The sequence below is a fragment of the Ruminococcus sp. NATIVEDY161 genome, from assembly GCF_045819895.1.
Classification (GTDB): domain Bacteria; phylum Bacillota; class Clostridia; order Oscillospirales; family Acutalibacteraceae; genus Ruminococcoides.
Window position 1 is genome coordinate 1,461,391 of the sequence record NZ_CP162392.1, and the last position, 26,331, is coordinate 1,487,721.

Genomic DNA, 26,331 nt, shown 5'->3' on the forward strand with positions numbered 1-26,331 from the left:
TTTTATTTAGGGCGAGCGCCGTCTTGCGGTGACCCGCCGTCGGCGCTTTCGCCATAGTAATTTTTTAACAGATTACCCAGTTCCTTATATACCGGAAAATCCATAATCGGAAAATGTGCGTATGAAACATCGTCATGTTCTCCGTCTGTTGATGAAAACCAACAATCCCCGGCTGAGTAGACACGCTCAGGAAAGTTCTCGAGCTTAGAAGAATCCCACATCAAACGCCCTTCAGTAAGTGTTGGCTTGAACAGGATTTTTGTAGTCATAGCGTTACGCAACATTGATGGCAGACCGCCTTCCTCGACTGAAGCCTCAGCTATTGATATAATTACAAAACAGCCTGCTGAAGCACCCATTGTCACAACTCTTTTTAAAATGTTATCAAAATTTGTCAGGTAGTAGTCTGAACCCTTGTCAGCTTTCTTCGGAAACAATGAACGGCAAGCAACATACTCGTCTATAAATAAAAACGAGGGGTGCATTCCTAATTCCCACCAATGAACCGCGTCGCCAACCTCAAGTGATTTTTGGTTAAGATACGCCTGTCTCATTCTTAACGTCGTCTCAAAATCTTTGAGGGCTTGTAAAATTGACCTTGCTTCGCCATCCACGTCAACTGAAACAACGTAAGGTAACATTGACAACTCCGCTCGCTTGGGATCAATGATAGTAATGTTAGAACCGTAGTCGTCACGCCCCCACATCAAAGCTTGAATCAGAATCGCGATAGTAGCTGTAGTTTTACCAGATCGTGTTTTGCCACAGACAAGCATTGACCCACTCGTCGTTAAGTCGATATTCGTTCCACGCTGAATTTTAATTTTCGTTGGGTGTGGCGGTTTCATTTCGTTAACGTTTTTGAAGGTAAACGATTTGTCCACTGTCACGTTCTCAATATAGAATTGAACACAGTTGTATGCTATGTCAGTATTTACTATTGTAACGGCATATTGCGCTTGTTTACCATTCAGAGTTGAGCTAATAATTGACGGCATTTTTTGTAGATTTTCTGCTGAGACAGATGAACAATCAACGGATAATAAGTACACATCATTTTCAAGTTGTTTGACCTTGATTTTCGGTAGATATTCACCGTCTTTTAAATGCAATGGGTTTCCGTAGCCGTGATAAAATAACCCAACTTTAATTTTATGTTCCAATTGACACCTTTTATAGTCAAAAAGCAGAATCAATACGCCAATTACAGACGCAATTAGAATAACAACCGTCAAAACAAGGCACAAAGTCAATTTGAACATATAAAAGTTTGGCAGTATGTCATTACCACTATTCAATGAGTTTACAACAAGAATATTTATAATTAATAATCCTGCTGCCAACAAGAAAAGCTTGACATGCAATGCGGCAAATTCAATTTGCCACGACTTGCTGTTGTACCTACGCATTAATTCTTTTTCTCCTTGTTGTCAACAATGCGTATATCGTCACAAGTAACAGACAACATGTTACGGTAGTCGCCGTAAACCGTAGCTTCAACCTCACCGGTAGGCATAACCAAGCTGTTTACTGGAGGATTTACCTGCTTGCGCACCTTGATTTTATATTTCTCGTACAGATTATTCCCCTGTTTACCGTAGTCGGTATTATCTTCGATAATTACCACGGTAATCGCGCTGCCTAAAACCTGTTTGGTGTTATAGTCCTGCCACGGCGACACCTCTGTCACCATGAATTTTTTGTCTTTCGCAAACTCGTTAAACTTGAAAAAGATAAATTGACCTAAATTTTTCATTTGAAAACCCTTCTTTCAGAATATAACATTTTGTAGTTTTTAACTTCCCTCAACAAGGAAGACCAACAAAGAATTATCTCAGTCCATAAACATCAACACCTTTCCATAGTAATCCTTTTGTCATACCACTGATGATGAAGTCAGTAGTATGAAAATCTTTATATTTGCAACCATCAATACATTTGATGATTGCACCTTGTGCAGAAAACTGTAATCTTTGCTGTGGCTTTGCATTCACTGCCACAGTTGGGGCACTTATATTTGAATTGAAACCGGTTTGGCTTTTTCTTCACTTTTTTCTCTGGCTTTTCGTAATTCTTCTTATACATTTCTATATCTTTCAATTCAGGGTGAGCATTTATCCAATTAAGTAGTTTTTCGCTTGGCTTAGTTATGCACCATCCATAGTTTTCTGATTTTTCTACAATTAGCCAATGTTCTTCTGCTGTTCTTTTAAACTTTGCGTTATGGTAACGTCCGTCGTTTGAACAATCTTTTACTTCAAGGATTAAATCATTATATAAATGGCACATCTCATGTACTTCTGTTGTTATTACTTTCTCGATAGGTCTATTAATATCGTATGTTGATATATTAATTTCCCTTTTAGGTTCGTCGTGCACATCCCAAGCCTCATACGGTGTATAGTGCCCATATGCCTGTTTAGTTGGTGCAAGCGTAATAATTGGTTTTGGCAACTCCCCGCCAAAGATTTCTTCGTTAAGTAAATCGAATACTTTTTCAAAAAATATGCTCAGTTCAGAAATACTGTTAATGCTGTTAGTTGCTTTCATTTTTACACCTCGTTTTTTAACAAATATTTGTTAAAAATCTTGTTTCCTTTTTTTATTTCTTATTGCCCTTGTCAACTGTAAACATTGTAACACCTATAAAGATTTCTTGCGTCCAAGCTGTGTCTGTACAGACACCTTGTGTCCACAATTATTTATTCGAATTCTACACGATATAATTATTATTGGTGTTTGTTCCTTGAATTTTGTAGTTTTTAGCTGTTTATTTGCTATAAATAAAAAGACAATAAGTGTCTAAAAGAGACATCCGATGTCTTATATTAAAAAAGCTCAAGCGTGTATTAAACGCTCGAGCTTCACTCTTGAAGTATTATATTATAATCAATCATAAAAATTTCACAAATCAATTTCAGTCTTTCAAAGTCAGACTCTGTTATTCCTGTTTCATATTTGGTAATTGTTGAACGATTTGTATTGTGTGACTTTGCTAATTACATTTGGGAATATCCTTTTAAAAATCGTAACTCTTGCAGATTATTTCCAAAAGCATTAGACATATTAACCCCTATAAAAAAGCTCGGGCGAATCGCCCGAGCTTCTATAGTAATTAGAACAATTTAATATATTTATGCTTTTTTCTTAAATTCCGTTATCTTACCAACGGAGTATTTTTGTATTTCAGCCGCGTCAAGAACATCAACATTTCCGTCGTTGTTTACGTCAGCATTATAAAGTTGCTCCGGTGTCATAGTGGACTTGCCAACAGCGTATTTTTGAATAGCTGCCGCATCAAGAACATCAACCACGCCGTCATCATTTACATCACCAATTAAACTTGTATCATCAAACGGAGATTTTGCAGTTAAAGTTGCTGTTCCTGCAAAGTTATTAATACCTGTTACAGTGAATGTTACTATTCCCGTAGCTGTATTATACTCGTTTGATACAGTATAATCTATTCCGCTAAACAGCTGTACGGATTTATATGTGATCTTGTCAATGTATTCAAAATCATTACCAACAGCGGTTACACTTTCGAGAGTCTGAATATCGCATTTATTGATATCGACCGGAGTAATGGTGAAATGCTTCTCGGCAACCGTATCATTCTTAAGCGAATAAACTGTTACTGTCGCTTCGCCTGCGTCAGTGTTCTTATCATATTCGATTCTATAATCCGTATCTTGAATCAACAACTCGTTATTGAAATAAACCTCAACAGACGGTTCTTTCATTTCATAATCGAACTCAGTTTCATCGTATTCAAGTTGGATATTCGTCTTGCTTATGTCACTTTCAACCGTAACCTCGCAAGTATCAAACACTCCGCTGTCTGCCGTTGCGGTAATGGTAGCGTTTCCGGCTCCGACAGCAACCACCTTGCCGTTATCAACAGTCGCAACTGCAGGATCAGACGTTGTCCAAGTTACGCTATCTGTTACGTCAAACGGAGCAAGAGCAGCTGTCAATGTATACTCCTTGTCAACAAACAGTGACAGATTCTTTTTAGAAAGTGATATTGCAGTCGCGGGAGAATTTACCGTTACATTACATTCAGCTGTCATTCCTCTGGAAGTTGTTACCGAAATTACCGCAGTGCCGATCTTTCTCGCGGTTACTGTGCCGTATTTATCAACAGTCGCCACTTCAGTATCAGAACTCGACCATTCATAAGTATCAGAGGTATCCTCCGGGACGATAACAAGATTCAGCTTTTTCTTTGTACCGCGTGCGATTGTTTCAGAGTCAGGAACAAAGCTGATCTCCGTAATAGGAGCAACTACGTTGACGGTAAATGTCGTCTGAATTCCGTTGACGGTAGTTGCAGTAACAGTAACAGTACCGCATTTATGACCTGTAATGTTTCCGTCACTGTCAATTGACGCGATCGTTTCGTCGGAAGATACCCAAGTGATTTTTTTGCTGTCGGTCGTGTCTTCGGGATCAAAAGTCACTTCAATCGCTTCGGTAGCGCCATTGTTGATCTCCATATCTTCAATAGTGATATGCTCTATATGTTTGGCATCGTTGTTGTTTATCAACTGAGGATAGGGATACGACGCTTGCGGTTCGATAAACCAGATGTTTTCAAAATCAAACCCGCCATACAATGCTTTCAGTTTCATCTGACCTGCAGTCAGCGACTTTGCTCCCGTAGTATCCGCACCGCTTCCGCTAAGGAAATAGCAGTTGGTTACTGTACCGTAGGATATAGCTTTTGTTGCCGTACCGGTATTATAGCAATTGCTTATCGTTCCTGTGCCGGCACTGATACCGCCTACATATCTGTACGATCCGGAGTTATTAGTTGCACTGATATTTCCTGTGTTATAGCAATTGATAATTGAACCGCCAAATGTAATACCCGAAGAGTACGCATAAGCATACTTATATCCAGAAGAATAGTATTCCCCACATGCTTTAGATGAAATCATTCCACTGTTATAACATTCCGATACAGCACCTTCGGAACAACCGGATATACCACCTGAATATATGTTTTCATAATAACTTCCGTAACCACAATAAATATCAGAAGTGTTTTTACATCTTGTGATTTGTGATTCTGTTGCGGTATATCCGGTGATACCTCCGGCGTATCTTGCATTAGAAACTGAAACCGACGTTGCATTAGCACAGTTTTCTATCACTCCGCTGTTATATCCGGCAACTGCACCGACATTATAAGTTTTCGCGCTCGCAGATACACTGCCCGATACAGTCAGGTTTTTGATAGTGCCTGCGTTATTCGCAAACAAACCTACATAGGCAGTGCCGGTTCCGCTGGGCAAGCTATTTACTCTGATCTGCAAGCCTTTAATCTCATAACCATTACCGTCAAATGTACCGGTAAACGGTGTGCTGCCACTGTAAATGCCATTGCTGCCGATTGGCTCCCAACCTCTGCCGCCAAAATCCCAGTCGCCGCCTTCTGCTGTTGCTTCGCTCAGGTCAATGTCGTTCATCAGCTTGTAGTTGCCGGCGAGATCGTTGCTGACGTAATTCAAATCCTTGACAGTTCTTATCTCCACTATACCGTCAACAATTGTGGGATGATATCCCTCGCTCGGCGTAGAATCTGCGATTTGTTTATTATTTCTCAACTGCGGATAATTATATTCTGCGTTCAAATCAATAAACCAAGTGTTCTCAAAATCAAAGCCTTTGAATGCGTCCAACTGTTTCATCTGACTGGCAGTCAGCAATTTTGCGCCTGTTGAATCCGCTCCACTACCACTAAGGAAGTAGCAGTTGGTTACTGCACCGTAGGATATGGCTTTTGTTGCTGTGCCTGTATTATAGCAATTGCTTATCGTTCCTGAGCGGGCACTGATACCGCCTACATATCTGTACGATCCGGAGTTATTAGTTGCACTGATATTTCCTGTGTTATAGCAATTGATAATTGAACCGCCAAATGTAATACCCGAAGAGTACGCATAAGCATACTTATATCCAGAAGAATAGTATTCCCCACATGCTTTAGATGAAATCATTCCACTGTTATAACATTCCGATACAGCACCTTCGGAACAACCGGATATACCACCTGAATATATGTTTTCATAATAACTTCCGTAACCACAATAAATATCAGAAGTGTTTTTACATCTTGTGATTTGTGATTCTGTTGCGGTATATCCGGTGATACCTCCGGCGTATCTTGCATTAGAAACTGAAACCGACGTTGCATTAGCACAGTTTTCTATCACTCCGCTGTTATATCCGGCAACTGCACCGACATTATAAGTTTTCGCGCTCGCAGATACACTGCCCGATACAGTCAGGTTTTTGATAGTGCCTGCGTTATTCGCAAACAAACCTACATAGGCAGTGCCGGTTCCGCTGGGCAAGCTATTTACTCTGATCTGCAAGCCTTTAATCTCATAACCATTACCGTCAAATGTACCGGTAAACGGTGTGCTGCCACTGTAAATGCCATTGCTGCCGATTGGCTCCCAACCTCTGCCGCCAAAATCCCAGTCGCCGCCTTCTGCTGTTGCTTCGCTCAGGTCAATGTCGTTCATCAGCTTGTAGTTGCCGGCGAGATCGTTGCTGACGTAATTCAAATCCTTGACAGTTCTTATCTCCACTATACCGTCAACAATTGTGGGATGATATCCCTCGCTCGGCGTAGAATCTGCGATTTGTTTATTATTTCTCAACTGCGGATAATTATATTCTGCGTTCAAATCAATAAACCAAGTGTTCTCAAAATCAAAGCCTTTGAATGCGTCCAACTGTTTCATCTGACTGGCAGTCAGCAATTTTGCGCCTGTTGAATCCGCTCCACTACCACTAAGGAAGTAGCAGTTGGTTACTGCACCGTAGGATATGGCTTTTGTTGCCGTACCGGTATTATAGCAATTGCTTATCGTTCCTGTGCCGGCACTGATACCGCCTACATATCTGTACGATCCGGAGTTATTAGTTGCACTGATATTTCCTGTGTTATAGCAATTGATAATTGAACCGCCAAATGTAATACCCGAAGAGTACGCATAAGCATACTTATATCCAGAAGAATAGTATTCCCCACATGCTTTAGATGAAATCATTCCACTGTTATAACATTCCGATACAGCACCTTCGGAACAACCGGATATACCACCTGAATATATGTTTTCATAATAACTTCCGTAACCACAATAAATATCAGAAGTGTTTTTACATCTTGTGATTTGTGATTCTGTTGCGGTATATCCGGTGATACCTCCGGCGTATCTTGCATTAGAAACTGAAACCGACGTTGCATTAGCACAGTTTTCTATCACTCCGCTGTTATATCCGGCAACTGCACCGACATTATAAGTTTTCGCGCTCGCAGATACACTGCCCGATACAGTCAGGTTTTTGATAGTGCCTGCGTTATTCGCAAACAAACCTACATAGGCAGTGCCGGTTCCGCTGGGCAAGCTATTTACTCTGATCTGCAAGCCTTTAATCTCATAACCATTACCGTCAAATGTACCGGTAAACGGTGTGCTGCCACTGTAAATGCCATTGCTGCCGATTGGCTCCCAACCTCTGCCGCCAAAATCCCAGTCGCCGCCTTCTGCTGTTGCTTCGCTCAGGTCAATGTCGTTCATCAGCTTGTAGTTGCCGGCGAGATCGTTGCTGACGTAATTCAAATCCTTGACAGTTCTTATCTCCACTATACCGTCAACAATTGTGGGATGATATCCCTCGCTCGGCGTAGAATCTGCGATTTGTTTATTATTTCTCAACTGCGGATAATTATATTCTGCGTTCAAATCAATAAACCAAGTGTTCTCAAAATCAAAGCCTTTGAATGCGTCCAACTGTTTCATCTGACTGGCAGTCAGCAATTTTGCGCCTGTTGAATCCGCTCCACTACCACTAAGGAAGTAGCAGTTGGTTACTGCACCGTAGGATATGGCTTTTGTTGCTGTGCCTGTATTATAGCAATTGCTTATCGTTCCTGAGCGGGCACTGATACCGCCTACATATCTGTACGATCCGGAGTTATTAGTTGCACTGATATTTCCTGTGTTATAGCAATTGATAATTGAACCGCCAAATGTAATACCCGAAGAGTACGCATAAGCATACTTATATCCAGAAGAATAGTATTCCCCACATGCTTTAGATGAAATCATTCCACTGTTATAACATTCCGATACAGCACCTTCGGAACAACCGGATATACCACCTGAATATATGTTTTCATAATAACTTCCGTAACCACAATAAATATCAGAAGTGTTTTTACATCTTGTGATTTGTGATTCTGTTGCGGTATATCCGGTGATACCTCCGGCGTATCTTGCATTAGAAACTGAAACCGACGTTGCATTAGCACAGTTTTCTATCACTCCGCTGTTATATCCGGCAACTGCACCGACATTATAAGTTTTCGCGCTCGCAGATACACTGCCCGATACAGTCAGGTTTTTGATAGTGCCTGCGTTATTCGCAAACAAACCTACATAGGCAGTGCCGGTTCCGCTGGGTAAACTATTAACATTTATCCGCAAACCTTTAATCTCATATCCGTTACCGTCAAATGTACCGGTAAACGGTGTGCTGCCGCTATAGATACCGTTGCTGCCAATTGGCTCCCAGCCTCTGCCGTCAAAGTCCCAATCGCCGCCTTGTGCTGTTGCCTCGCTCAGGTCGATATCATTCATCAGCTTGTAACTGCCTGCGAGATCAAGATTTACCATATATAGATCTTCGACCGTCTTGATTTCTGTAATATCACCGTCGCCTGTCTGTGCGTTTGTATCTTCTGCTGCCGATGCCGAGAAAGGTACAACAGCAAACACACTTAACGCCATTATCAGTGATAACAGAATCGATGTAGTTTTCTTTAGCATAGTATTTCCTCCTCTGAAAAATTCTGCCGATTACGGATGAACAGCTGATATTTATGGCTCATACAGATAAAAAAACGCAGCACATTCAAACGAACGCACTGCGCTTACATCAAAATAATATCGACAGACAACAGGGCAGACTTATCCTGATTTGATTACCAGCCTGCATTATCGTCCGTTTTGCCATTACTGCCAACTCCATTCCGTACTTCTTTTATTATCATACCACATATTGTTACCTAACGCAATCCAAAATTACATTGCCGTTTTTGTCAATTTTGCACATACGCTCTTTTAATATCAGCTGACTGATAAAATGACAGAATAAAAAATGCACAAAACCACTTTTCACTTGTCATTTAAAACGACAAAACAACCCGAAAAATTCGAGTTGTCTCGCCGAGTTCTTTTTATTTCCAAACGTACCGATTATCATGTTCCTCAGTTATTTTATCTATGAGAAAAGACAACAATTGGTTACACTCGTTTGCAAGTGAGGGATATGTACTGGCAATTAAATTATAGGTGGTTTCCTCTTTTTTAATTTGCCAATCCAGTCTGTTAGTCCTATATTCTATATCAAATAGACTATCATCATATTCAATAAGATAGTTATAAATATAGTTAATAACACATTCGTTAATTTCCGAGTTCTTATTCGGATGCGGGAAAGTATATTTAGTAACATCTTTCATCGAATAAAAATATTTTTCAGAATCATAATAATTGTTACTATATTCATTAAAAAAATCATAACTACCATACGGGATTCCATACGTATAGTCCAAGCTATCATCAAAAACCGATTCGTCAAGTATGCTGTTCAATTCTTCAATGGACAGTACCCTTTTTAGTCTGAAAGTTTTAAGAAAATCTTGCAGCTCCTTCTCGTCTCTGTTCCTTCTGGTAGCCGCTCCTTTTTTTGAAACTTCCTTACGTTGTTTAGATTTTTCTAACTCTTCTTTGTACTCGACGGTTTCCATCACACTATCAACAACTGTTTTTTCCCATTTTTTAATAGGCGGACTACTTTGATAATACGTGTGCTTTTGAAGTTTTGGCTTCGGAAGAAGCTTTCTTATCATAGCTTTTGAAAAACCCTTTTTCAAAAGTTGACTCTGGTTATAATATTCCTCGCTCATAATCGTTTTTCCTTCCTAATTATAAATATTTAATTTTATCCGCTTTTTTAATTATTCTTTTGTTAAACTCATCGATTATTTTATTTGCGTCCTCTATCTCGATCTTTTCGGTTTTTTCAAGTAGCGTGCGATATACAATACTTTGTAATACATTGTCGCTGACTGAAATGTTAGCTTTCGCAAACAACACTTCGCAAATTTCATATGAGGTCTCTAACGCCAAAAAAATACGCATCAGCGTATTGATTGACGGTCTACTCTCTCCATCGCAGTAACGTTCGACGGTCTTTATAGAAATTTCAGCCTCCGAAGCAACGGTAAAAGCACTCAAATTCTCATACTCTAAATACTTTTTAAATGCATCAGAAAAGCTGTACGCCGAAATACTATTCAAAAACGTATGTTTTTTTTCGATTGTTTCTCTTGTTTCTTCATTTATTTTACGCATCAAAATAACTTCTTTCTTAAATTGTTAATGCAGTTTTCATAACAAAATTTTCTATATTGTTCATAGTTCCTATGGTCCGATTATATCTTATATTTTTGCCAATTTCAAGCCTTTTTTAGCACATTTCCAAATCTTTGTTCGAACTCATAAATCGACGATTTCTAATATCCAAAATTGATTTGTTGAATAGTACATCAATTCTTTTATTTTTGATATTTAGATTCTAATCTATAAAGCATTAACTATTACTTTAATGCTACTTTTATATACGGTAGCGTTATTTTATGTCTAATATTTTAACCGTTGTTTGCTCACTTTAATCTGTATCTCTACCTCCCCCCCCACCCTTGAACATAAAAAACAGCCCTCTGCAATTAAACAGAGAGCTGATAAGAAAATCCAATGTGTCAGCGGTATTATATATTTTTGTTGTTCTATCTGTAATATGGAAAATTTGCTGGTAATTCTGCTGGGTTATCTGTTGGGTTTATAACCCAGCAATGGGTTATATGCTGGGTTATCGCACTTTAGTTTCCTTTCGCTAAATTATCTCAACTTAACTCTGCTGCCCTTTGAAAGCCCTGTGTTTAAGCCACTTTTGAGCATTTTAAGTTAAGTTAGCAAAAAGAAAAGGTGGTTTAGATAAACCACCTTGTTTGGTTGCGGGAGTCATTTTAAATGGCTTAAACAGTGGCTTGCAGCGGCTTGACTGCGATTTTGAATGCGATTTGCCCTGTTTATGCAACCTTTACGGTTTTTGCTTCGGGTTTTCCCAATCCGATATTGTTCAGTTTCATATACTCGTCAACAGCGTTCAGATGCGCGGCTTCAAATTTTTCAAAAACATCACAATATACGTTCATCGTAACAGAGATGTCCTTGTGACCGAGTATTTTCTGCAAGACCTTCGGCGGTACACCGCTTTCGATGCAGCGCGTGGCAAAGGTATGACGGAGCGAGTGGAAGGTCAGCTTTCCTTGCAGCGATTTGTCTTGAATATCGTATTGCTTCAAGGTGTTCCAAAAATAATAGTTGACCTGCTGTGTAGTGACCGGCTTGTTGTTGCTTGAAACAAACAATGTGCCGCCGGTTCTCTCGCCGATACATTCCTTCAAAAAAGCTGCCAGCTCGTTGTTGATCAAAACCCTTCGCATACCGGCTTCTGTTTTCGTTTCGTTGACGATGACTGCATTGTCGCCGCCGCGTGACGTGGTCTTGTTCACGATGATACAGCTGTTTTGAAAATCAATGTCCTCGATAGTTAACGCACAGATTTCTCCGCCGCGCATTCCGGTGAACATAGAAACCAGCATTATCTCGGAGTAATTGATGTCATTGTTATTCAGCACATCAAGCAGCCGTGCCTGCTCCTCTACCGTTAGCGCTCTGACCTTGTCCGTTTTCTTGCGGGATTTAGGGACACGCAAATCCTCAAGCGGACTTTTGTCGATGATCCCTTTTTTGATCGCCTTTTTGAAAACAGCTCCAAGCAACTGATACAGCTTGTTGAGCGTTGACTGCGCATAATCGAGGTTATCCTTGAAGTATGCGACAATGTCATCCTCTGTGATTTTGCGAAGCTGTTTATCGGACAAAGGATCGAGCATTTTCAATGTTTCCAGCTTGCGCTTGTAGGTGGATTGTCTGATCTCGTTCAGATCAATTTGCTCCTCGATCATTTTTTCAGCCAGTTCATAAAAGGTCGTTTTATCAACTTTCTTAAACGCACCGGCTTTAGCCTGAATTTGAAGCTCACGAATTTTGTCCTTTACAATTCGTTCGGTCTTACCGTAAACGCTCTTGCGTATTTTTTCGCCGTCGATTTCAAGATAAACCTGTCCGGCGTAACAGTTTCGGCTTTTTACAAAGTAAATAGAGCCGTCGCCGTAATCCATTTTTACTTTTCTTTTCGGCTTCTTGCCTTTAGTGTTCATAATATCCGTCCTTTCAGAACCTAAAGACGCCGAATCGTTTCCGATATAAACATCATACATCAGAAACGATTCAGAATCAATAGTTTTTTACTTTAAATCGTTAAACTCTTCTTTTTTTACTCCATTCAACGAAAGCCTGCTCACTGACCTTGTAGTTTTTGCCTACACGGATAAGCGGAAAATCCGCACGCATCATAATCTGACGAGCCGTAGGCATACTGCAACCCAGCGCCTGTGCTACTTGCTTTGTATTCATAAATTTGATTTCTTCCATTGCGTATACCCTCCCTTCAAGCGCCGTACAATGCGGCAGTATCCAAAGTATCAATAGAGTTGTAGAGAGCCGTCAGCAGATAGGCTCTCATATTTCTTATTTCGGTTGTGTTCTTTTCAAGTGAACTGATAACATATTCAATATGTTCGGCAGTCAACTGACCAAACCGCCACCGCACCTTGTCTATCGGAATGTAGATCTGATTTATCCTTACAGCTTGGGCGTCCGATGTTACCGTGTCTGCAATCAGATTGACGATTTCATCCAATACGCCGCCGTAATCACGCTCAGATAAAACGTCATATTCGATTTGATTGCGGATATCCTCGATCACATCCTCGTAGCGGATAGATGGATAGATATTATTCAAATCTTTTTGATAATAATCATTCTTGATAGTGTGCGTTTTCTCCATTTCAGCAGATGTGATTTTCGCATTTTCAGAATCTATATTATCGCATTGGTCGAGTGCGTTTTTCGCATAGGTTACTGTACTTTCCACAATAGGATTCACATATATCAAATTCGCCTTGCCGAGTCCTTGCCGTTTGCGGGAGATGAGATTTTGATTTTCAAGCTGCATATACACGCTTTCCGCTTTATTGTTGCAGCAGTTGAGCAGCCGCATAACGGTGCTGATGGGACACACTACATAATACCTTCCGTTTTTGTCCCGAAATCTCTCTCCGTTTTTGACCGACAATTCATACAGGCTGAGCAAATACGAATACAGCACGATTGCCGAATCAGACAGCTTGCTACGCAAGGGCTCTGAGATCAATACTCTCGGCAGCTTTAGGAACGCTTTTTCGTCCATCAAAATCCATCTCCCTTCCTGTTAGATTTACCTTTCATATCCTCTGCTCTTGTTTTTTGCCCTTGACTTTCGCTCATCATTAAGGACGGTCTCCAAGCCTTGCTCCATCGCCTTAGAGCGCTCTGCGATATGCTCGCACAGCTTCAGCTCGTGACGGAGCTTTCTCAAATTAATTGTAATATGCGATATTTTATCTTTGGTTTCATTTATCTCATCGGCGCTGATTTTTCGGCGTGAGTGTTTTCGTAAATCTGCTCTTTCATCGGTAAGCGTCTGAATTTTATCTTCAAGCGTGTGCTTGTACGCCAACAACTCAACGTCGGTTGAAATCTTCTCCCTGCCCATCATCCTGACTTCCTCGCTTAACCGGTCAAGGTAGGCAAGCTCTTCTTTGAATATCCAATGCAGCTTTGCAGGATCCGGGCGGCGGTAGCTGTGTATCACACCAAGCCTGAACGCATAATACAGATACACCCGATAAATTCCGCTTGTCCTTTGCAATATCCTATCGCCGCAAGTAGGCAGCTTGTATTGCTTCGGTCGGTACTGCCTATAATCAATGCGTGGCGGTCGATCGTAGCGGTTGTTCACCAATCTGCGGCGGATTCCTTCGGGTGTGTAATCCACACTGAGCTTTACAAGACGTATCGGCTTTTTGCAGCCCTTCGGCGTGATCGTCCAATATTTCCGCCTGTCGTTCACAGTAAGCTCATAACCGAGTTTAGCGAGCGTATATCTTAAATCTGCCGTGTTGGTGCATTGCGACAGCGCTTTTTCCATCGCTTCACGGGCGAGTAAGTATCTTGTCAGTTCGCCCTTCTTTTCACGATCATAGTGATAGGACGAGCTTCTTCCTCTGACCGGCTTCGGGTTATAATACAAGCCATATTTCTCGCATAATCTGTCCGCTGCCTTTTTGAATTTGAACCACGCCTTTTCTTCTCCCCAAAGCCTTTTTCCGTCAACAAAGGAAACAGAGTTGATCACAAAATGGCAATGTGGATGTTCGGTGTCGGTGTGAACGGTAACCAAGACTTGAAACCGTTTGCCCCAAACCTCCTGTGCAAATTCGGTGCCGATTTTCAGCGACAGCTCCGGCGTAATGTCCTGTTCCTTAAAACTGAGATATCCGTGATAGGCTTCAATGCCGCCTGTCTTGGCGTAGGAGCGCTTGACTGCGGTAAACTCCTCATAGGCTGTTTCCGGTTCGCAGTTGATACCGCTGACGTAGAGCTTATTATTAGTCTTTTTCGGATTGGCTGCGTATTGAAGCACCCTGCTCATACCGCCCTCGTTTATCGACCACAATTTACTGACTGCCATATTCACCCTCCGTCCGGCGAAATGAAACGGCGAACGATATCCGCTCGAAACACTCTCCATTCCTTGACCTCTTTATGCAGCATAGGCGCGTCGATAAAGCCAAGCGCATTTGCTTTTGTAGCAAGCTGATGAATGTTGTTACCGATAGCGGAAAGTTGACGGAGCGCTTCAAAAAATTCCTTGCCGGGCTTTTCCTTCGGCTCGTATCCCCGTATGAGCGAGCGAATAAGTCCCGATTGAGAAACGCCGGCCTTTTTCGCTTTTCTTTTCAGCTCACGTTCTTCCATCTCATTCAGCCAAATCCTTTTCGCTATTTTGCGTTTGCGGTTTGGCTTTTTTGTATCTGTCATATATATACCTTCCTTCTCAAAATAGGGTTTCAGGGGAACAAATCCCCTGACGAGCCTACCGTCCGCCCTTTGTGGGGGTACAGACGGTCTGCTCGATAAGATAGTGCATTAGGGTATTGCAACCACCAAAGCACCTTGAATCATCAACAAATGACGTGCTGTCAAAAATGCTGTCACATTTTGATTGAAAACAGCGGTGACAGCATAATTTGGGCGATTTGCTGTCAGCAAAACAATTCTAAATCGTTGAGCACGCTTGCAGCATTAGCGGCTTCTTCGTCCTCGGACATCTCCGAAATGAAAGAAGTTATTTCAGCTTGTTGAACGGAATCGGGAATATTAATAGCAGAGGCTTCTAATTCTTCACGAATCATCTTGCGCAGCCTTTCAATAAAGTTGTTCTCTCTACGTTCCTGCTCGGAACGCTTCATATATTCGGCGATTAGGTCTATCACAAATTTGTTTTTTGATTTATCTGTGTGCTTACTCAAATCCCTCATAAAAGCGCCAACCTCGGCTTCGTATTCATCTGTTTCCCTGAATCGAATCGTCAGCGTGTACGGCTTCATAATCCGATCCCTGCCGAAAGCTGAACATTGGCAAGGTATTCATAGCCTTTTGCAGCGGCGCAAATATCTTCTTCAAAGGTGATCCTCTTTGAATTGACCTTGCCGAAATTCTTGATCAGGCAACCGCCGCCACCGGTTACCCAAAGCCGCATTGTGTTTTCATCATAGCCGTGTTCTCTGAGTCTGCGGAATATCCCGTTGACATACTCCGCAGCGACGGCTTTTACAATAGCGAGGTCAGATTTTGGTATATCATCCTTGCCTGTTCGCAGCACTTCTTCGATGATATGGTCGTTCAGCTCACGCTGGGTTTGTTGCATAAATGCTTCACGGACGGCGAGTGTGCATTGATAAGTCCCGAATTTTTCGGTAAACATCTTGCCGGACTGCGGCTTGCCGTTGACCATATACAATACGTTCATTGTACCGTTGCCGATGTCTGCGATGACGTTTACTCCCGTCAGCTTGGAAGCGTAGGGAGCGATAGCGGCATAACCCTGCGGATAAATGCTCACGCCTTCAATGTGAAGGTGATAATCCTGCTTATGGAATGTAAAGCTTACTTCCTTGTTTCGCATAAGATATGCAGAAAAATCAGCCTTTTGACCGCTTGTCCAAGTCAAAGGCAAGCCTGCGGCAATATAGATGTTAGCTTCGGTAATACTTTCCGTGCTCAGTTCTTTTGCGATGGCGGCGAGCGTAAGCACATAAAAGTCCTCGTCCAAGGACTTGTCGGAGATATATTCCTTGTGTTCTTCACCGATCAGGTAATATCTGCCGTTATACACAAGCAGCTCCTTAGTGAATAATGGCTCGCTATCATAGGCGATCAAGCCTGTTGAAAAACAGCAGTTTGCCGTTTTCATATTTCCGTAGCCGTGATCTATGCCGATAATGATGGTGTTGTTAAATTTCTTCATTTAGGTTCCTCCTGTTTTTAGTTTTGTGTTTTGCCTTTCTGCCTCAGCAGACTCTGACAGGCAACCCTTTTCGGCGCTGTGTCGTTTTTTCTCACCCTTGGTACGCTCATATCGTCGCCTACTTCACCGGGAAAGGTATCTATGAGAAGGTCATTCAGTTGTTGTTAGATAATTACGAAACAGATATTTGAATTATCTAAACACATTATAGCGACAGCTTGACAAAAGTTCAATGGTTTTGTATGATATATATTAGAGTGATGTTTATTATCTAATTTTCGAGCGATTTATATTTTCTAAAAAGCAGGTGATAAAATGGCAGAAAACAAACCGAACAAGGAGCTCTCCGAATACGATAAATACCGTCTATTGCGCTCCAACTCAAAGAATGTACGTCTTGACTTTTACCATAACAGAGTAAAGTTTTATCCCGAAAAGAAGACCATCAATATTGTCGTTGACTCTTGGGAGCGTGACGATTATATAGACGAGCTTATTGAAGCTGACGAAAGAGAACACGCAAAAAATCTCGGCAGTTCATACAAATCGTATGAGTCTGCCGAGGAAGAAATAGAATATGAAAAAGATAATTTAGAAGAATGTCAGGAATATTTTGAAAAATTTAAGGGCAAATACAACTTTCGAGCATCAGGTTTAGCAGGACCTTTCGCTGATGATACAGGTAAACTAAAAAACGCTATGATCAATATTATGAGCGGCTCAAATGTAACGCTCAATTACGGTGAGGGTATCCTTGATTTTATTTATGCTGATTTTCTGACTCCCGTAAAAAAATCATATGCTTTATTTCACTTATTGGAGCAATGGGGCGAGGAGAATATTGATTCTGAGAAATACGATAAAAAAGAGGATGAAGGCAAAACCAAGTTAACCGAAGATGAGTGGGTGTTACAAACGTATGAAAGATTTTCCGGCACATTCCCTTTAATCGAAAGTATAGCCTATTCTTCTCTCTACTCAACAATTTTTCCGCCGTTTATAAAAGGAGATCTAACTAACAGCATTGCACGCTACGGAAATTATCTGCTTGCGCTTCAAAAGGAGTTTTTAAAGCTGATCGAGTTTTGCTATGACGAGGATTTTTATCCTGAAGTCCTTGGAGGTTTATATCCAAGTGAGCGGCTTCATCTATACCGACACGCTCACGATATGCCCACATCCTTTGAAAGAAAAGAAGAATTCAGAACTTCTCATAACATTATGGACGGCGACAAAATGCCTTACGGTACGACCGGCGATAAAATCATTAATGCCTTAAAGAATTTGAATTCCTCACCTACCGACGAGCAAAAGGAGTTTGCGGAAAAGTACGGCATTAAAGTCAACACGCTCTTATTCACTTTACAGCACCATATGTTTATCAGCGCAAGATATGTTTGCTGTTCTATTAAAGATATGCTGGAGCTGGAGCTGACAAAAATGCTGGAGCAAAACGTCCGCTTCCGAAAATGCAAGCGCTGCGGCAAATACTTTATTATGAAAGGTAATTATGACACGCACTACTGCGACCGCATAGCCGAGGGAGAAACCCGAACCTGCCAGCAGTTTGCCGCTTTGGAGAACTACAAAGCAAAAATCGCCGATAACAAGGCGGTTCCTATCTACAACAAATACTACAAGCGCTACGCTGCCAGAGTAAGAGTTCATCAACTGAAAGAGGACGAATTCAACAAGTGGCGCTATCAGGCAATCACCAAGCGTGACGAATGCAACGACGGCAAAATCACACCGGAGGAATATATAGATTGGATGGAAGCGTATTTCCCGAATCGGAAAAGGAAAAATATATAAAGAAATACATTTGTAGTTTGATGTTGTTTTTTGAAAAAATTTCAGAATTATTCGTGTATTTTAATGCAATGTTCTGAGCATTACATATTGATTTCTGCACGAATATCTGCTATACTATATTCAGAACCTTTTTTGGGGGTGTGAATATGTATAGAAAGATAACGAGTTTCTTGCAGGCGTGGAAGGAAAACGAGCACCGCAAGCCTCTTATTCTACAGGGCGCAAGACAGGTGGGCAAGACTTATTCTGTTCTGGAGTTTGGGCGCACCCATTATGAGAATGTCGCATACTTTAACTTTGAAACAAATCCCAAGTTGAATGAAACCTTTGAAGAAAATATCAGTCCCGATTATCTGATCCCGATTTTGTCTCATATTGCCGGTCAAACGATCGTAAGAGAAAAAACGCTGATCGTTTTCGACGAGGTGCAACTATGCGAAAGAGCGCTGACTTCTCTCAAATATTTTTGTGAGGACGCGCCGGATTATCATATCATTGTCGCAGGCAGCTTGCTCGGCGTTGCGGTCAACAGAGCAAAATTCTCTTTTCCCGTCGGAAAGGTCGATATGAAAACGCTTTATCCGATGGATATGGAAGAATTTATGCTGGCTCTCGGCGAGGACGATTTGGTGGAGCGGATCCAAAAATGCTTCAACACCGATACGCCGCTCCCGTCAGCCTTACACGACGCCGCAATGCAGCTCTACCGTCAGTATCTTGTTGTCGGCGGTATGCCGGAGTGCGTAATGCAATTCGCTCAAACAAAGGACTATATCCTTGTCCGCCATACGCAGGACACGATACTCACAAGTTATCTCAATGATATGAGCAAGTATAACAACCTGAACGAGATTAAGAAAACACGGCTTGCTTATGATAATATCACCGTTCAGCTCTCGAAAAAGAATACACGTTTTCAGTATAAGCTGATCAAGAAAGGCGGACGTGCGTCCGAATTTGAAAATGCGATCGAATGGCTTTGCCTGTCCGGTATCGTATCGCAGGTTTATAAGGTTGAGCAAATCAAAAAGCCGCTTGAGAACTACCGGGACATCGACGCATTCAAGATTTATGTATCGGATTTGGGACTGCTTTGCGCTAAAAAGGATTTAGCTCCCAACGATATTCTGTATATGGTTGAGGAACTAAACGATTTCAAAGGCGGTATGGCGGAAAACTATGTCAATGTGCAGCTCACCTGCAACGGCTATCACACCTACTATTGGGAGTCTGACCGTGCGGCTGAAATTGATTTTGTCATTCAGCGCGACGGACAAATCATCCCAATCGAGGTTAAATCCGCCGACAACACCAAAGCCAAGAGCTTAAAGGTCTATATGGATGCCTACAAGCCTGCCTATGCCATCAAACTCTCTGCTAAAAACTTTGGCTTTGAGGATAACAAAAAGACGGTTCCACTTTACGCCGCATTTTGTATTTAAAAAGTGAATGGAAAAGTTTAGGGCGTGTGAGCCAAGAACTCACACGCCCAAAATGCTTTTTTAGTGTTTTTCCCATTGTCAATCATTCGATTTTAGTAAATAAAAACGCATCTTTCCCTAAAACCACATTTGGAGGCAAAGTTATACTTTGCAGTTTTGAACAAAAGGCAAATGCAGACTCGCCAATGTGTTGCACTCTACCGGACATATGAACAGTTGTTAAATTCTTACACCCCCAAAATGCCTCTTTATCGATAAAAGTTACACTATTCGGAATGGCAACTTTCGTAAGATTTTTGCAGCTTGCAAAGGTGCGTTCTTCTATTTTTTTAATCTTTGTATTGAAAGATATACTAGCTAAATTATCGCAGTCTTCAAATGCACCAGCGCCCAGAGTATGGAGTCTGGATGGTAACTTAATTATTTCTAGTTTTTTGCAACCATAAAACGCCTCCCTATCGATAGAAGTTACACTATCTGGAATATCAATACTCGTAAGGTTCTTACAGGAGCCAAAGGCAGCTTCTCCAATGGTTTTTAATTTGTTATTACTAAATGTTATAGCAGAAAGATTGTTGCACATAGAAAAAGCATATTCACCAATAAATATCACGCCCGAAGGTATGGTTATCTCAACCAAACCATTACAGCCAAAAAATGCCCCATTTTCAATTCTAGTTACACTATCAGAAATAGCAACTCTTTTCAAAGAATTACAGTCTTTGAAAGCATAACTAGGAATAGTCGTAATCCCCGGCATAACAATAACTTCATTAATCTTATTTTGACTTAAATAATCATTTGTAATTTTTGTCTTCATACTATTTGTCCAAAACAAGTATAACATCGACTCAGATATAACTCCAAAAACATCAACATTCTTGTTCTGAAATGTTTCCGGGCTAAAACAGATCATAGAATTCTGCAGTTTATTTAGTTCTCCTAAACGAGCTTCATTGTTTTGATGAATTTGATTTATTTCATTTATTCTTTTTTCTGATTCTTCAATTTCTCGACTATCTGTCTGTAAATTCTGATTTGTGTAAGTAGTATTCTCTTTTTCGGAAATTTTAATGAATGTTCTCTCTAATTCACCGTTATAGAAATCGATTTCATTTTGTATTTTCTTTTTCTTTGATATTGAGAATCGTCCCAATTCGGATAACTCTGTTTCAAATCCTTCTATTCTTTTTTTAATCCGTGCATATTCCTCATTCATCTGTTCAATCTCTTTTTGTCTAATATTATAATCACGGATGTTTTGTTTTATTGCATCAATTCTATGTTCTAGTTGATCTTTCTCTATTTGAAGATTCTTGTCTATTTCTTGAATATCGCTTAGCTCGTTATTATATATTTTTCTTTCACCCTCAATTTCTCTGGCACATTTTTCGCTCTGTGCTCTGCTATCTCTATAATCAATTACAGAGATAAAAAATCGTATTGCTTCCAAGTACTTTTTCTCGTTCATTAATTCATGTGCACGACTGTAATTTGCTTCAGTTAATTTTTTCGCTTTAGTACTACATTGATCAGCTAGGAGTGCCGTATCTTTATAGCCCTTAAAAGCTATAAATTTCTTTTGTAGTAGATTATATTGATAAGGCGTTTGTGCACAATTCTTTTCTTCAACAATACTTTTGTAAGCTCTTTCAAAAAACACATTGTTTTCATTTTCTGCTTTTTTTGATTGATATGATTCTAATTCGTCCTTAATCGTATCATCTGCGAATCTCAGCGCACGTTTGAAAAGCTTATCTTCAAAAAAAGAATTATCCTGATTGACTATCTCATCTTTTTGAGAAACTCTTTTTTGTGCCATTAGTTTTCCGAGATATGCTTCAGCATTTTCAGGATCAATATCAAGGATGGAATCAAAATATTCCTCAGCAGTCTCCCACTCCTCATCCTCTAAAAACAGAAAAGCACGTTTTACTGATGCTTGAATGTTTTCTGTATTAATGAGTATTTGCCTTTTGACCACTTGCGTTTGGTTAGAAACAACCTGATCATTTGATTCATTTGTATTATTTGATAAATTTGTTGTTCTAGCTGTAGTGTTTTCGGATTCAAATTGCTTTTTGCGGTTATCTTCATTTAAAGCAAATTCAATTGATTTAAACGTTTGATAAGCATATGAGTTTAACTGCAAAAGACTTCTTTCTCCGTCAGGATACTCGATAGCCACAGTATAACTTTCTCTTGTTCCTATCTGATTAGCCGCTATCGCAGCAACAGCACCAAACCAAAATCCGACCTTCAATACGGCTTCTGTGTTTGCCTTGTGAACTGCACTTCCCATATCCTGAGTATCGGTAATTGAATCTTTATTTATTATAAATACTTGGCTACTCTGTTTATTACTGGCTGTAAGCAATCCCGACTCATATATTCTTTCTTTATGAATTGAAAGACTCTCATTGGTTTTCCAAAGATACACAAAATACCCTTCATATTTTCCTTGAATAATCCTTCCATCCTCTGAAATAGGTTTTCCCATAAATGATTCTCCTCACCTTTTAGAAAATACAGATTTAGAAATCCTTTCTATACCGTTGTTATTTTTCGTTATTTCTGTTGTTGCAACGACATCCTTCCATTGCGATTTCTGGAAAAACAAATTCATAATTATCTGAATAAAATATTTTTCTGAATTTCGTGCAGGACTTATACAAGTCAGATAATAGAGATTGACCCTTTATAGCAGATTCTTTAAATCTGTCGTCCATATTTTCATATGTGGATAAACTAAGAAGATCATGCATCATTTTGTTTCGGTCTTTAACCCACAGCTTAATCTCGTTTATTTGTTCACTCTTAAAGGATTTTGATAAACACTCAACGTTGTTTTCGCATAGTCTTTCCACACAAGCAATTTTTGTGCTTATTGCAAGTTCGTTGCGATTTTTCTTACATTTACTCTTTCCTTTACAGTATTTACACTGCTTTTTATATTTCTGCAAAATTCTGAAAAAACGATTTTCAATGCAAGAATAGATTAGCCAAGAAGCTTCTATATATCGTTGCGACTCTACAGCTTCATCAATCTTATCAATAAAAAACTGATGCATATCTACCATTTGTTCTCTTACTTTAAGGCTTTCTGTGCTTTTAATTTTAATCACCCACTTGTCTCGAAATAAACCCCAAAAATGAATTGTGCAGGAAAAAACTTTACCCAAACGAACCACGCGGAAAAACGCAACTCATCTATTGCCAAGCAAATTCTTAGTTATTTTTAGAATGCAAAATAGAGCCTACATTTACCGAAATAAAAATATTTTATCAAGAATAGCAAAACTATTAAATTTTATTTGGCACTATTATTATACCATATTAAATTCGGCAAAAGCAACCTATAAATTTAATAATTCGCAAATAATTATGCAACAACACACAAAACGCCCCTTGATAAGCGATTTGCCTATCAAGGGGCGCCGTATTCATCTTATGCGCTGATAATATTGTTTTTGACGAGCAGCTTCGGGTCGGCTTTCAGCACGCTGAGAAAACACCTTGCTGCTCCGATTGGTTTGTTGGTGCCGGCTTCCCACGCTTCAACTGTCTTTACCGACACGCCTTTTACCTCACCTGAACATATTTTAGCTGTAAATTAGATCGTGATTAACGATTTCTTCCGCTCGGTTGCGGATAGAATTCATTTTCTTTACCCACAGCATTTGGTTTTCTGCTTTAAGCTGTTCTGTCACACCCTCACGTTCCGCAAGCTGCCTTACCAACCGATCAAACATATTCTCCGCCTGCTCGTCGATATCGGCGAGATAAGCGGTCAGCTTGCCTTTGGTCAACAAATTTGTGTAGAGTATCTTACGGTTACGCTCCAAGTAACGGAGACGCCGCTTTCCGAAAATTCCGATTTCCACCTTCGGCTGTTCAGGCAGTTTCAAATTGGGAAGAAGATAGTCGCCCTGCTGCGTGTAAGTGATTTTTGTGTTTGTCATAACTTTAACCTCCGAAAAATATTTGTCGGAAACGATCTCGGCGGCTCAGGTTTTATTTGTGACTGCGATTTGACTGCGATTTTGACTGCGATTTAACTGTATTTATTCTGACTCAACTTTTCCCAAATTGATTCTGTTGCCGTTTGAAAACCGCATAGATAAGCCGTTTTCAGGCATTTTCGGAAAAATTGGAAAAAGAAAAGACGGTTTCGAAAAACCGTCTTGTTTGGTTGCGGGAGCCGGATTTGAACCAACGACCTTCGGGTTATGAGCCCGACGAGCTACCGAACTGCTCTATCCCGCGATATATTCTGTTGTCTACAGCTTATATATAATACCACGCCGCAGGCGTTTTGTCAAGGGGTTTTTGGCTTTTTGCACTCCCTTTACGCTTTCAATGTATTATATGCGGAATTTACCGCAAAATATTACCGTCACGCAAAATTTATGACAGTTGCAATTTGTCTGCATAGTTGATATAATAATAGGTAAGCTCATTTGCTGAAAAAAGGAGGATTTACTCATGTGTAACAAAAAACCGTATTACATCACCACAGCGATTGCCTATACCTCGCGCAAGCCGCACATAGGCAACAGCTATGAGATTGTTCTGACCGACGCTATCGCGCGTTACAAGCGAATGCTCGGCTACGACGTGTTCTTCCAGACGGGAACCGACGAGCACGGTCAGAAGATAGAGATGTACGCCCAAGCTGAGGGCTGTACTCCGAAGGAATATGTTGACAAGGTTGCCGGCGAAATCCGCGAGATTTGCGACATCCTCAACACTTCCTACGACAAATTTATCCGCACCACCGACCCGGATCACGAGCGTGTAATTCAAAAGATTTTCAAAAAGCTCTACGAGCAGGGCGATATTTACAAGGGAAGCTACGAGGGCTTATACTGCACTCCGTGCGAGAGCTTTTGGACAGAGAGCCAGCTTGTAGACGGCAAGTGCCCCGACTGCGGCAGAGAGGTTAAGCCGATGAAGGAGGAAGCGTACTTCCTCAAGCTTTCAAAGTATCAAAAACAGCTCGAGGAATACATCGAGGAAAATCCCGACTTTATTTACCCTGAGAGCCGCAAAAAGGAAATGCTCAACAACTTTATCAAGCCCGGACTTCAGGATCTCTGCGTATCGCGCACGAGCTTTAAGTGGGGAATTCCCGTTGACTTCGATCCCGAACACGTTGTGTATGTTTGGATTGACGCGCTCTCGAACTATATCACCGGTATCGGCTACGACCCCGACGGAAGCTCGGAGCAGTACAAAAAGTACTGGCCTGCAGACGCGCACATTATCGGCAAGGACATTGTGCGCTTCCACACCATTTACTGGCCGATTATGCTCATGGCGCTCGGTGAGCCGCTTCCGAAGCAGGTTTACGGCCATCCGTGGCTGCTGTTCGGTGAGGATAAGATGAGCAAGAGCCGCGGCAATGTTATCTACGCGGACGAGCTCGTTAAGCTTATCGGCGTTGACGCTGTGCGTTACTACCTGCTAAGCGAAATGCCGTTCGCAAACGACGGTTCCATCACTTACGATACGATTATTGAGCGCTTTAACTCTGACCTTGCAAACACCCTCGGCAACCTTGTAAACCGCACGGTTGCGATGAACAACAAGTATTTCGGCGGAACGGTTCAAGAGCCTGTAGCGGCAGAGCCGCTCGACGACGAGCTTAAGCAGTTCTGCCTTGACACCGTCAAAAAGGTTGACGACGCGATCAATATTTTTCATATGAGCGACGCGGTAGAGGCGGTTATCAACCTCGCGAAGCGCTGCAACAAATATATCGACGAGACCGCTCCGTGGGCACTTGCTAAGGATGAAGCAAACAAGCCGCGCCTCGGCACGGTTCTGTATAATCTGCTCGAGAGCATCCGCTATATCGCGGTGCTTATTGAGCCATTTATGCCCGACACTAATAAGGCAATTCTCAAGCAAATCAACTGCGACTGCGCTGATTACGAAAGCCTTAAGGAATTCGGCGCGTACAAAGCAGGAACTCAGCTTGACAAGGCAGTTCCGCTGTTCGCGAGAATTGACGCAAAGCAGTTTGAGGAAGAGCTGACCAAAATGCAGCAGGCTAACGCCGCAAAGGAGCAGAGCATCGAGGAAGTTGAGGAGAAGCTCGATTTGGAAAGTATTCCGAAAATCGGCATTGACGACTTCGACAAGTGCGATATCCGCGTAGGCGACGTCATCGCGTGCGAGAAGGTCAAGAAGTCCAAAAAGCTCCTCAAATTTACAATCTTCGACGGCACAGGCGAGCGCACAATCGTAAGCGGAATCGCCATGCACTATCAGCCCGATGAGCTTGTCGGCAAAAAGATTCTCTTCGTCTCAAACCTCAAGCCCGTTAAGCTCTGCGGAGTTGAGAGCCACGGTATGATTCTCTCCGCCGTGCAGGAGACAGCCGACGGCGAAAAGCTGCAGGTTGTGACAATCGAGGGTATGCCTGCCGGCTCGCAGATTTGCTGAT

The 26,331-nt window shown here is 41.2% G+C and carries 20 protein-coding genes and 1 tRNA gene; 3 read left to right on the plus strand and 18 right to left on the minus strand.

Going from position 1 to position 26,331, the window contains the following annotated elements:
* Positions 1–2: 2 nt before the first annotated feature.
* The 13 genes from AB1I50_RS06960 to AB1I50_RS07020 form a co-directional block, all read right to left on the minus strand.
* The gene (locus AB1I50_RS06960; RefSeq protein WP_407723321.1) at positions 3–1,409 is read right to left on the minus strand and encodes an FtsK/SpoIIIE domain-containing protein; all 1,407 of its coding nucleotides are present in this window, start codon (positions 1,407–1,409) and stop codon (positions 3–5) included.
* On the minus strand, positions 1,409–1,756 hold the full coding sequence (locus AB1I50_RS06965) for a hypothetical protein (RefSeq protein WP_407723322.1): 348 nt from the start codon (positions 1,754–1,756) through the stop codon (positions 1,409–1,411). The genes AB1I50_RS06960 and AB1I50_RS06965 overlap by 1 nt, the downstream gene beginning before the upstream one ends.
* 173 nt (positions 1,757–1,929) lie before the next feature.
* Entirely contained in the window at positions 1,930–2,550 is a 621-nt protein-coding gene (locus AB1I50_RS06970) for a SprT-like domain-containing protein (protein WP_407723323.1), read from the minus strand.
* A 584-nt stretch (positions 2,551–3,134) separates the two neighbouring features.
* Complete coding sequence (locus AB1I50_RS06975; protein ID WP_407723324.1) at positions 3,135–8,849, minus strand: Ig-like domain-containing protein; 5,715 nt, start codon at positions 8,847–8,849, stop codon at positions 3,135–3,137.
* 410 nt (positions 8,850–9,259) lie between these two features.
* Positions 9,260–9,991, minus strand: a complete 732-nt coding sequence (locus AB1I50_RS06980; protein ID WP_407723325.1) for a hypothetical protein — start codon at positions 9,989–9,991, stop codon at positions 9,260–9,262.
* 19 nt (positions 9,992–10,010) lie between these two features.
* Positions 10,011–10,439 (minus strand): helix-turn-helix domain-containing protein, encoded by a 429-nt coding sequence (locus tag AB1I50_RS06985; protein WP_407723326.1) that lies wholly within the window; start codon positions 10,437–10,439, stop codon positions 10,011–10,013.
* A 737-nt stretch (positions 10,440–11,176) separates the two neighbouring features.
* On the minus strand, positions 11,177–12,373 hold the full coding sequence (locus tag AB1I50_RS06990) for a tyrosine-type recombinase/integrase (protein WP_407723327.1): 1,197 nt from the start codon (positions 12,371–12,373) through the stop codon (positions 11,177–11,179).
* A gap of 100 nt (positions 12,374–12,473) precedes the next feature.
* The gene (locus tag AB1I50_RS06995; protein ID WP_022263674.1) at positions 12,474–12,647 is read right to left on the minus strand and encodes a helix-turn-helix domain-containing protein; all 174 of its coding nucleotides are present in this window, start codon (positions 12,645–12,647) and stop codon (positions 12,474–12,476) included.
* Positions 12,648–12,663: 16 nt separating this feature from the next.
* Entirely contained in the window at positions 12,664–13,464 is an 801-nt protein-coding gene (locus tag AB1I50_RS07000; protein ID WP_407723328.1) for a replication initiator protein A, read from the minus strand.
* 27 nt (positions 13,465–13,491) lie between these two features.
* A complete protein-coding gene (locus AB1I50_RS07005) occupies positions 13,492–14,787 on the minus strand; it encodes a relaxase/mobilization nuclease domain-containing protein (RefSeq protein ID WP_407723329.1) in 1,296 nt (431 codons plus the stop codon).
* Between the two features lie 2 nt (positions 14,788–14,789).
* Positions 14,790–15,137, minus strand: coding sequence for a plasmid mobilization protein (locus AB1I50_RS07010; RefSeq protein ID WP_407723330.1), 348 nt, complete (start codon positions 15,135–15,137; stop codon positions 14,790–14,792).
* Positions 15,138–15,361: 224 nt separating this feature from the next.
* Positions 15,362–15,706: a hypothetical protein gene (locus AB1I50_RS07015; RefSeq protein WP_407723331.1), complete on the minus strand. Its 345-nt coding sequence runs from the start codon at positions 15,704–15,706 to the stop codon at positions 15,362–15,364.
* Positions 15,703–16,626 carry a ParM/StbA family protein gene (locus tag AB1I50_RS07020; protein ID WP_407723332.1) on the minus strand — a complete coding sequence of 308 codons (924 nt, stop codon included), beginning with the start codon at positions 16,624–16,626 and terminating at the stop codon, positions 15,703–15,705. Before AB1I50_RS07020 ends, AB1I50_RS07015 begins: the two co-directional genes overlap by 4 nt.
* Before the next feature lie 315 nt (positions 16,627–16,941).
* Here AB1I50_RS07020 and AB1I50_RS07025 point away from each other — a divergent pair, with 315 nt between their 5' ends.
* Together AB1I50_RS07025 and AB1I50_RS07030 are read left to right on the plus strand one after the other, a co-directional pair.
* Positions 16,942–18,438 (plus strand): DUF6076 domain-containing protein, encoded by a 1,497-nt coding sequence (locus AB1I50_RS07025; RefSeq protein ID WP_407723333.1) that lies wholly within the window; start codon positions 16,942–16,944, stop codon positions 18,436–18,438.
* 146 nt (positions 18,439–18,584) lie between these two features.
* The gene (locus AB1I50_RS07030) at positions 18,585–19,880 is read left to right on the plus strand and encodes an ATP-binding protein (RefSeq protein WP_407723334.1); all 1,296 of its coding nucleotides are present in this window, start codon (positions 18,585–18,587) and stop codon (positions 19,878–19,880) included.
* Between the two features lie 82 nt (positions 19,881–19,962).
* On the opposite strand, the gene AB1I50_RS07035 is transcribed toward AB1I50_RS07030, so the two are convergent.
* The 5 genes from AB1I50_RS07035 to AB1I50_RS07055 all read right to left on the minus strand — a co-directional run bounded on the left by AB1I50_RS07035 (position 19,963) and on the right by AB1I50_RS07055 (position 24,146).
* Positions 19,963–22,380 (minus strand): leucine-rich repeat protein, encoded by a 2,418-nt coding sequence (locus AB1I50_RS07035; RefSeq protein ID WP_407723335.1) that lies wholly within the window; start codon positions 22,378–22,380, stop codon positions 19,963–19,965.
* A 58-nt stretch (positions 22,381–22,438) separates the two neighbouring features.
* Positions 22,439–23,005, minus strand: coding sequence for a hypothetical protein (locus AB1I50_RS07040; RefSeq protein ID WP_407723336.1), 567 nt, complete (start codon positions 23,003–23,005; stop codon positions 22,439–22,441).
* Positions 23,006–23,328: 323 nt separating this feature from the next.
* Positions 23,329–23,457: a hypothetical protein gene (locus AB1I50_RS07045; RefSeq protein WP_407723337.1), complete on the minus strand. Its 129-nt coding sequence runs from the start codon at positions 23,455–23,457 to the stop codon at positions 23,329–23,331.
* 25 nt (positions 23,458–23,482) lie between these two features.
* A complete protein-coding gene (locus AB1I50_RS07050; protein ID WP_407723338.1) occupies positions 23,483–23,842 on the minus strand; it encodes a TnpV protein in 360 nt (119 codons plus the stop codon).
* A gap of 227 nt (positions 23,843–24,069) precedes the next feature.
* Positions 24,070–24,146, minus strand: a tRNA-Met gene (locus tag AB1I50_RS07055).
* Between the two features lie 219 nt (positions 24,147–24,365).
* Here AB1I50_RS07055 and metG point away from each other — a divergent pair.
* The gene (gene metG, locus AB1I50_RS07060) at positions 24,366–26,330 is read left to right on the plus strand and encodes a methionine--tRNA ligase (protein WP_407723339.1); all 1,965 of its coding nucleotides are present in this window, start codon (positions 24,366–24,368) and stop codon (positions 26,328–26,330) included.
* Position 26,331 lies beyond the last annotated feature (1 nt).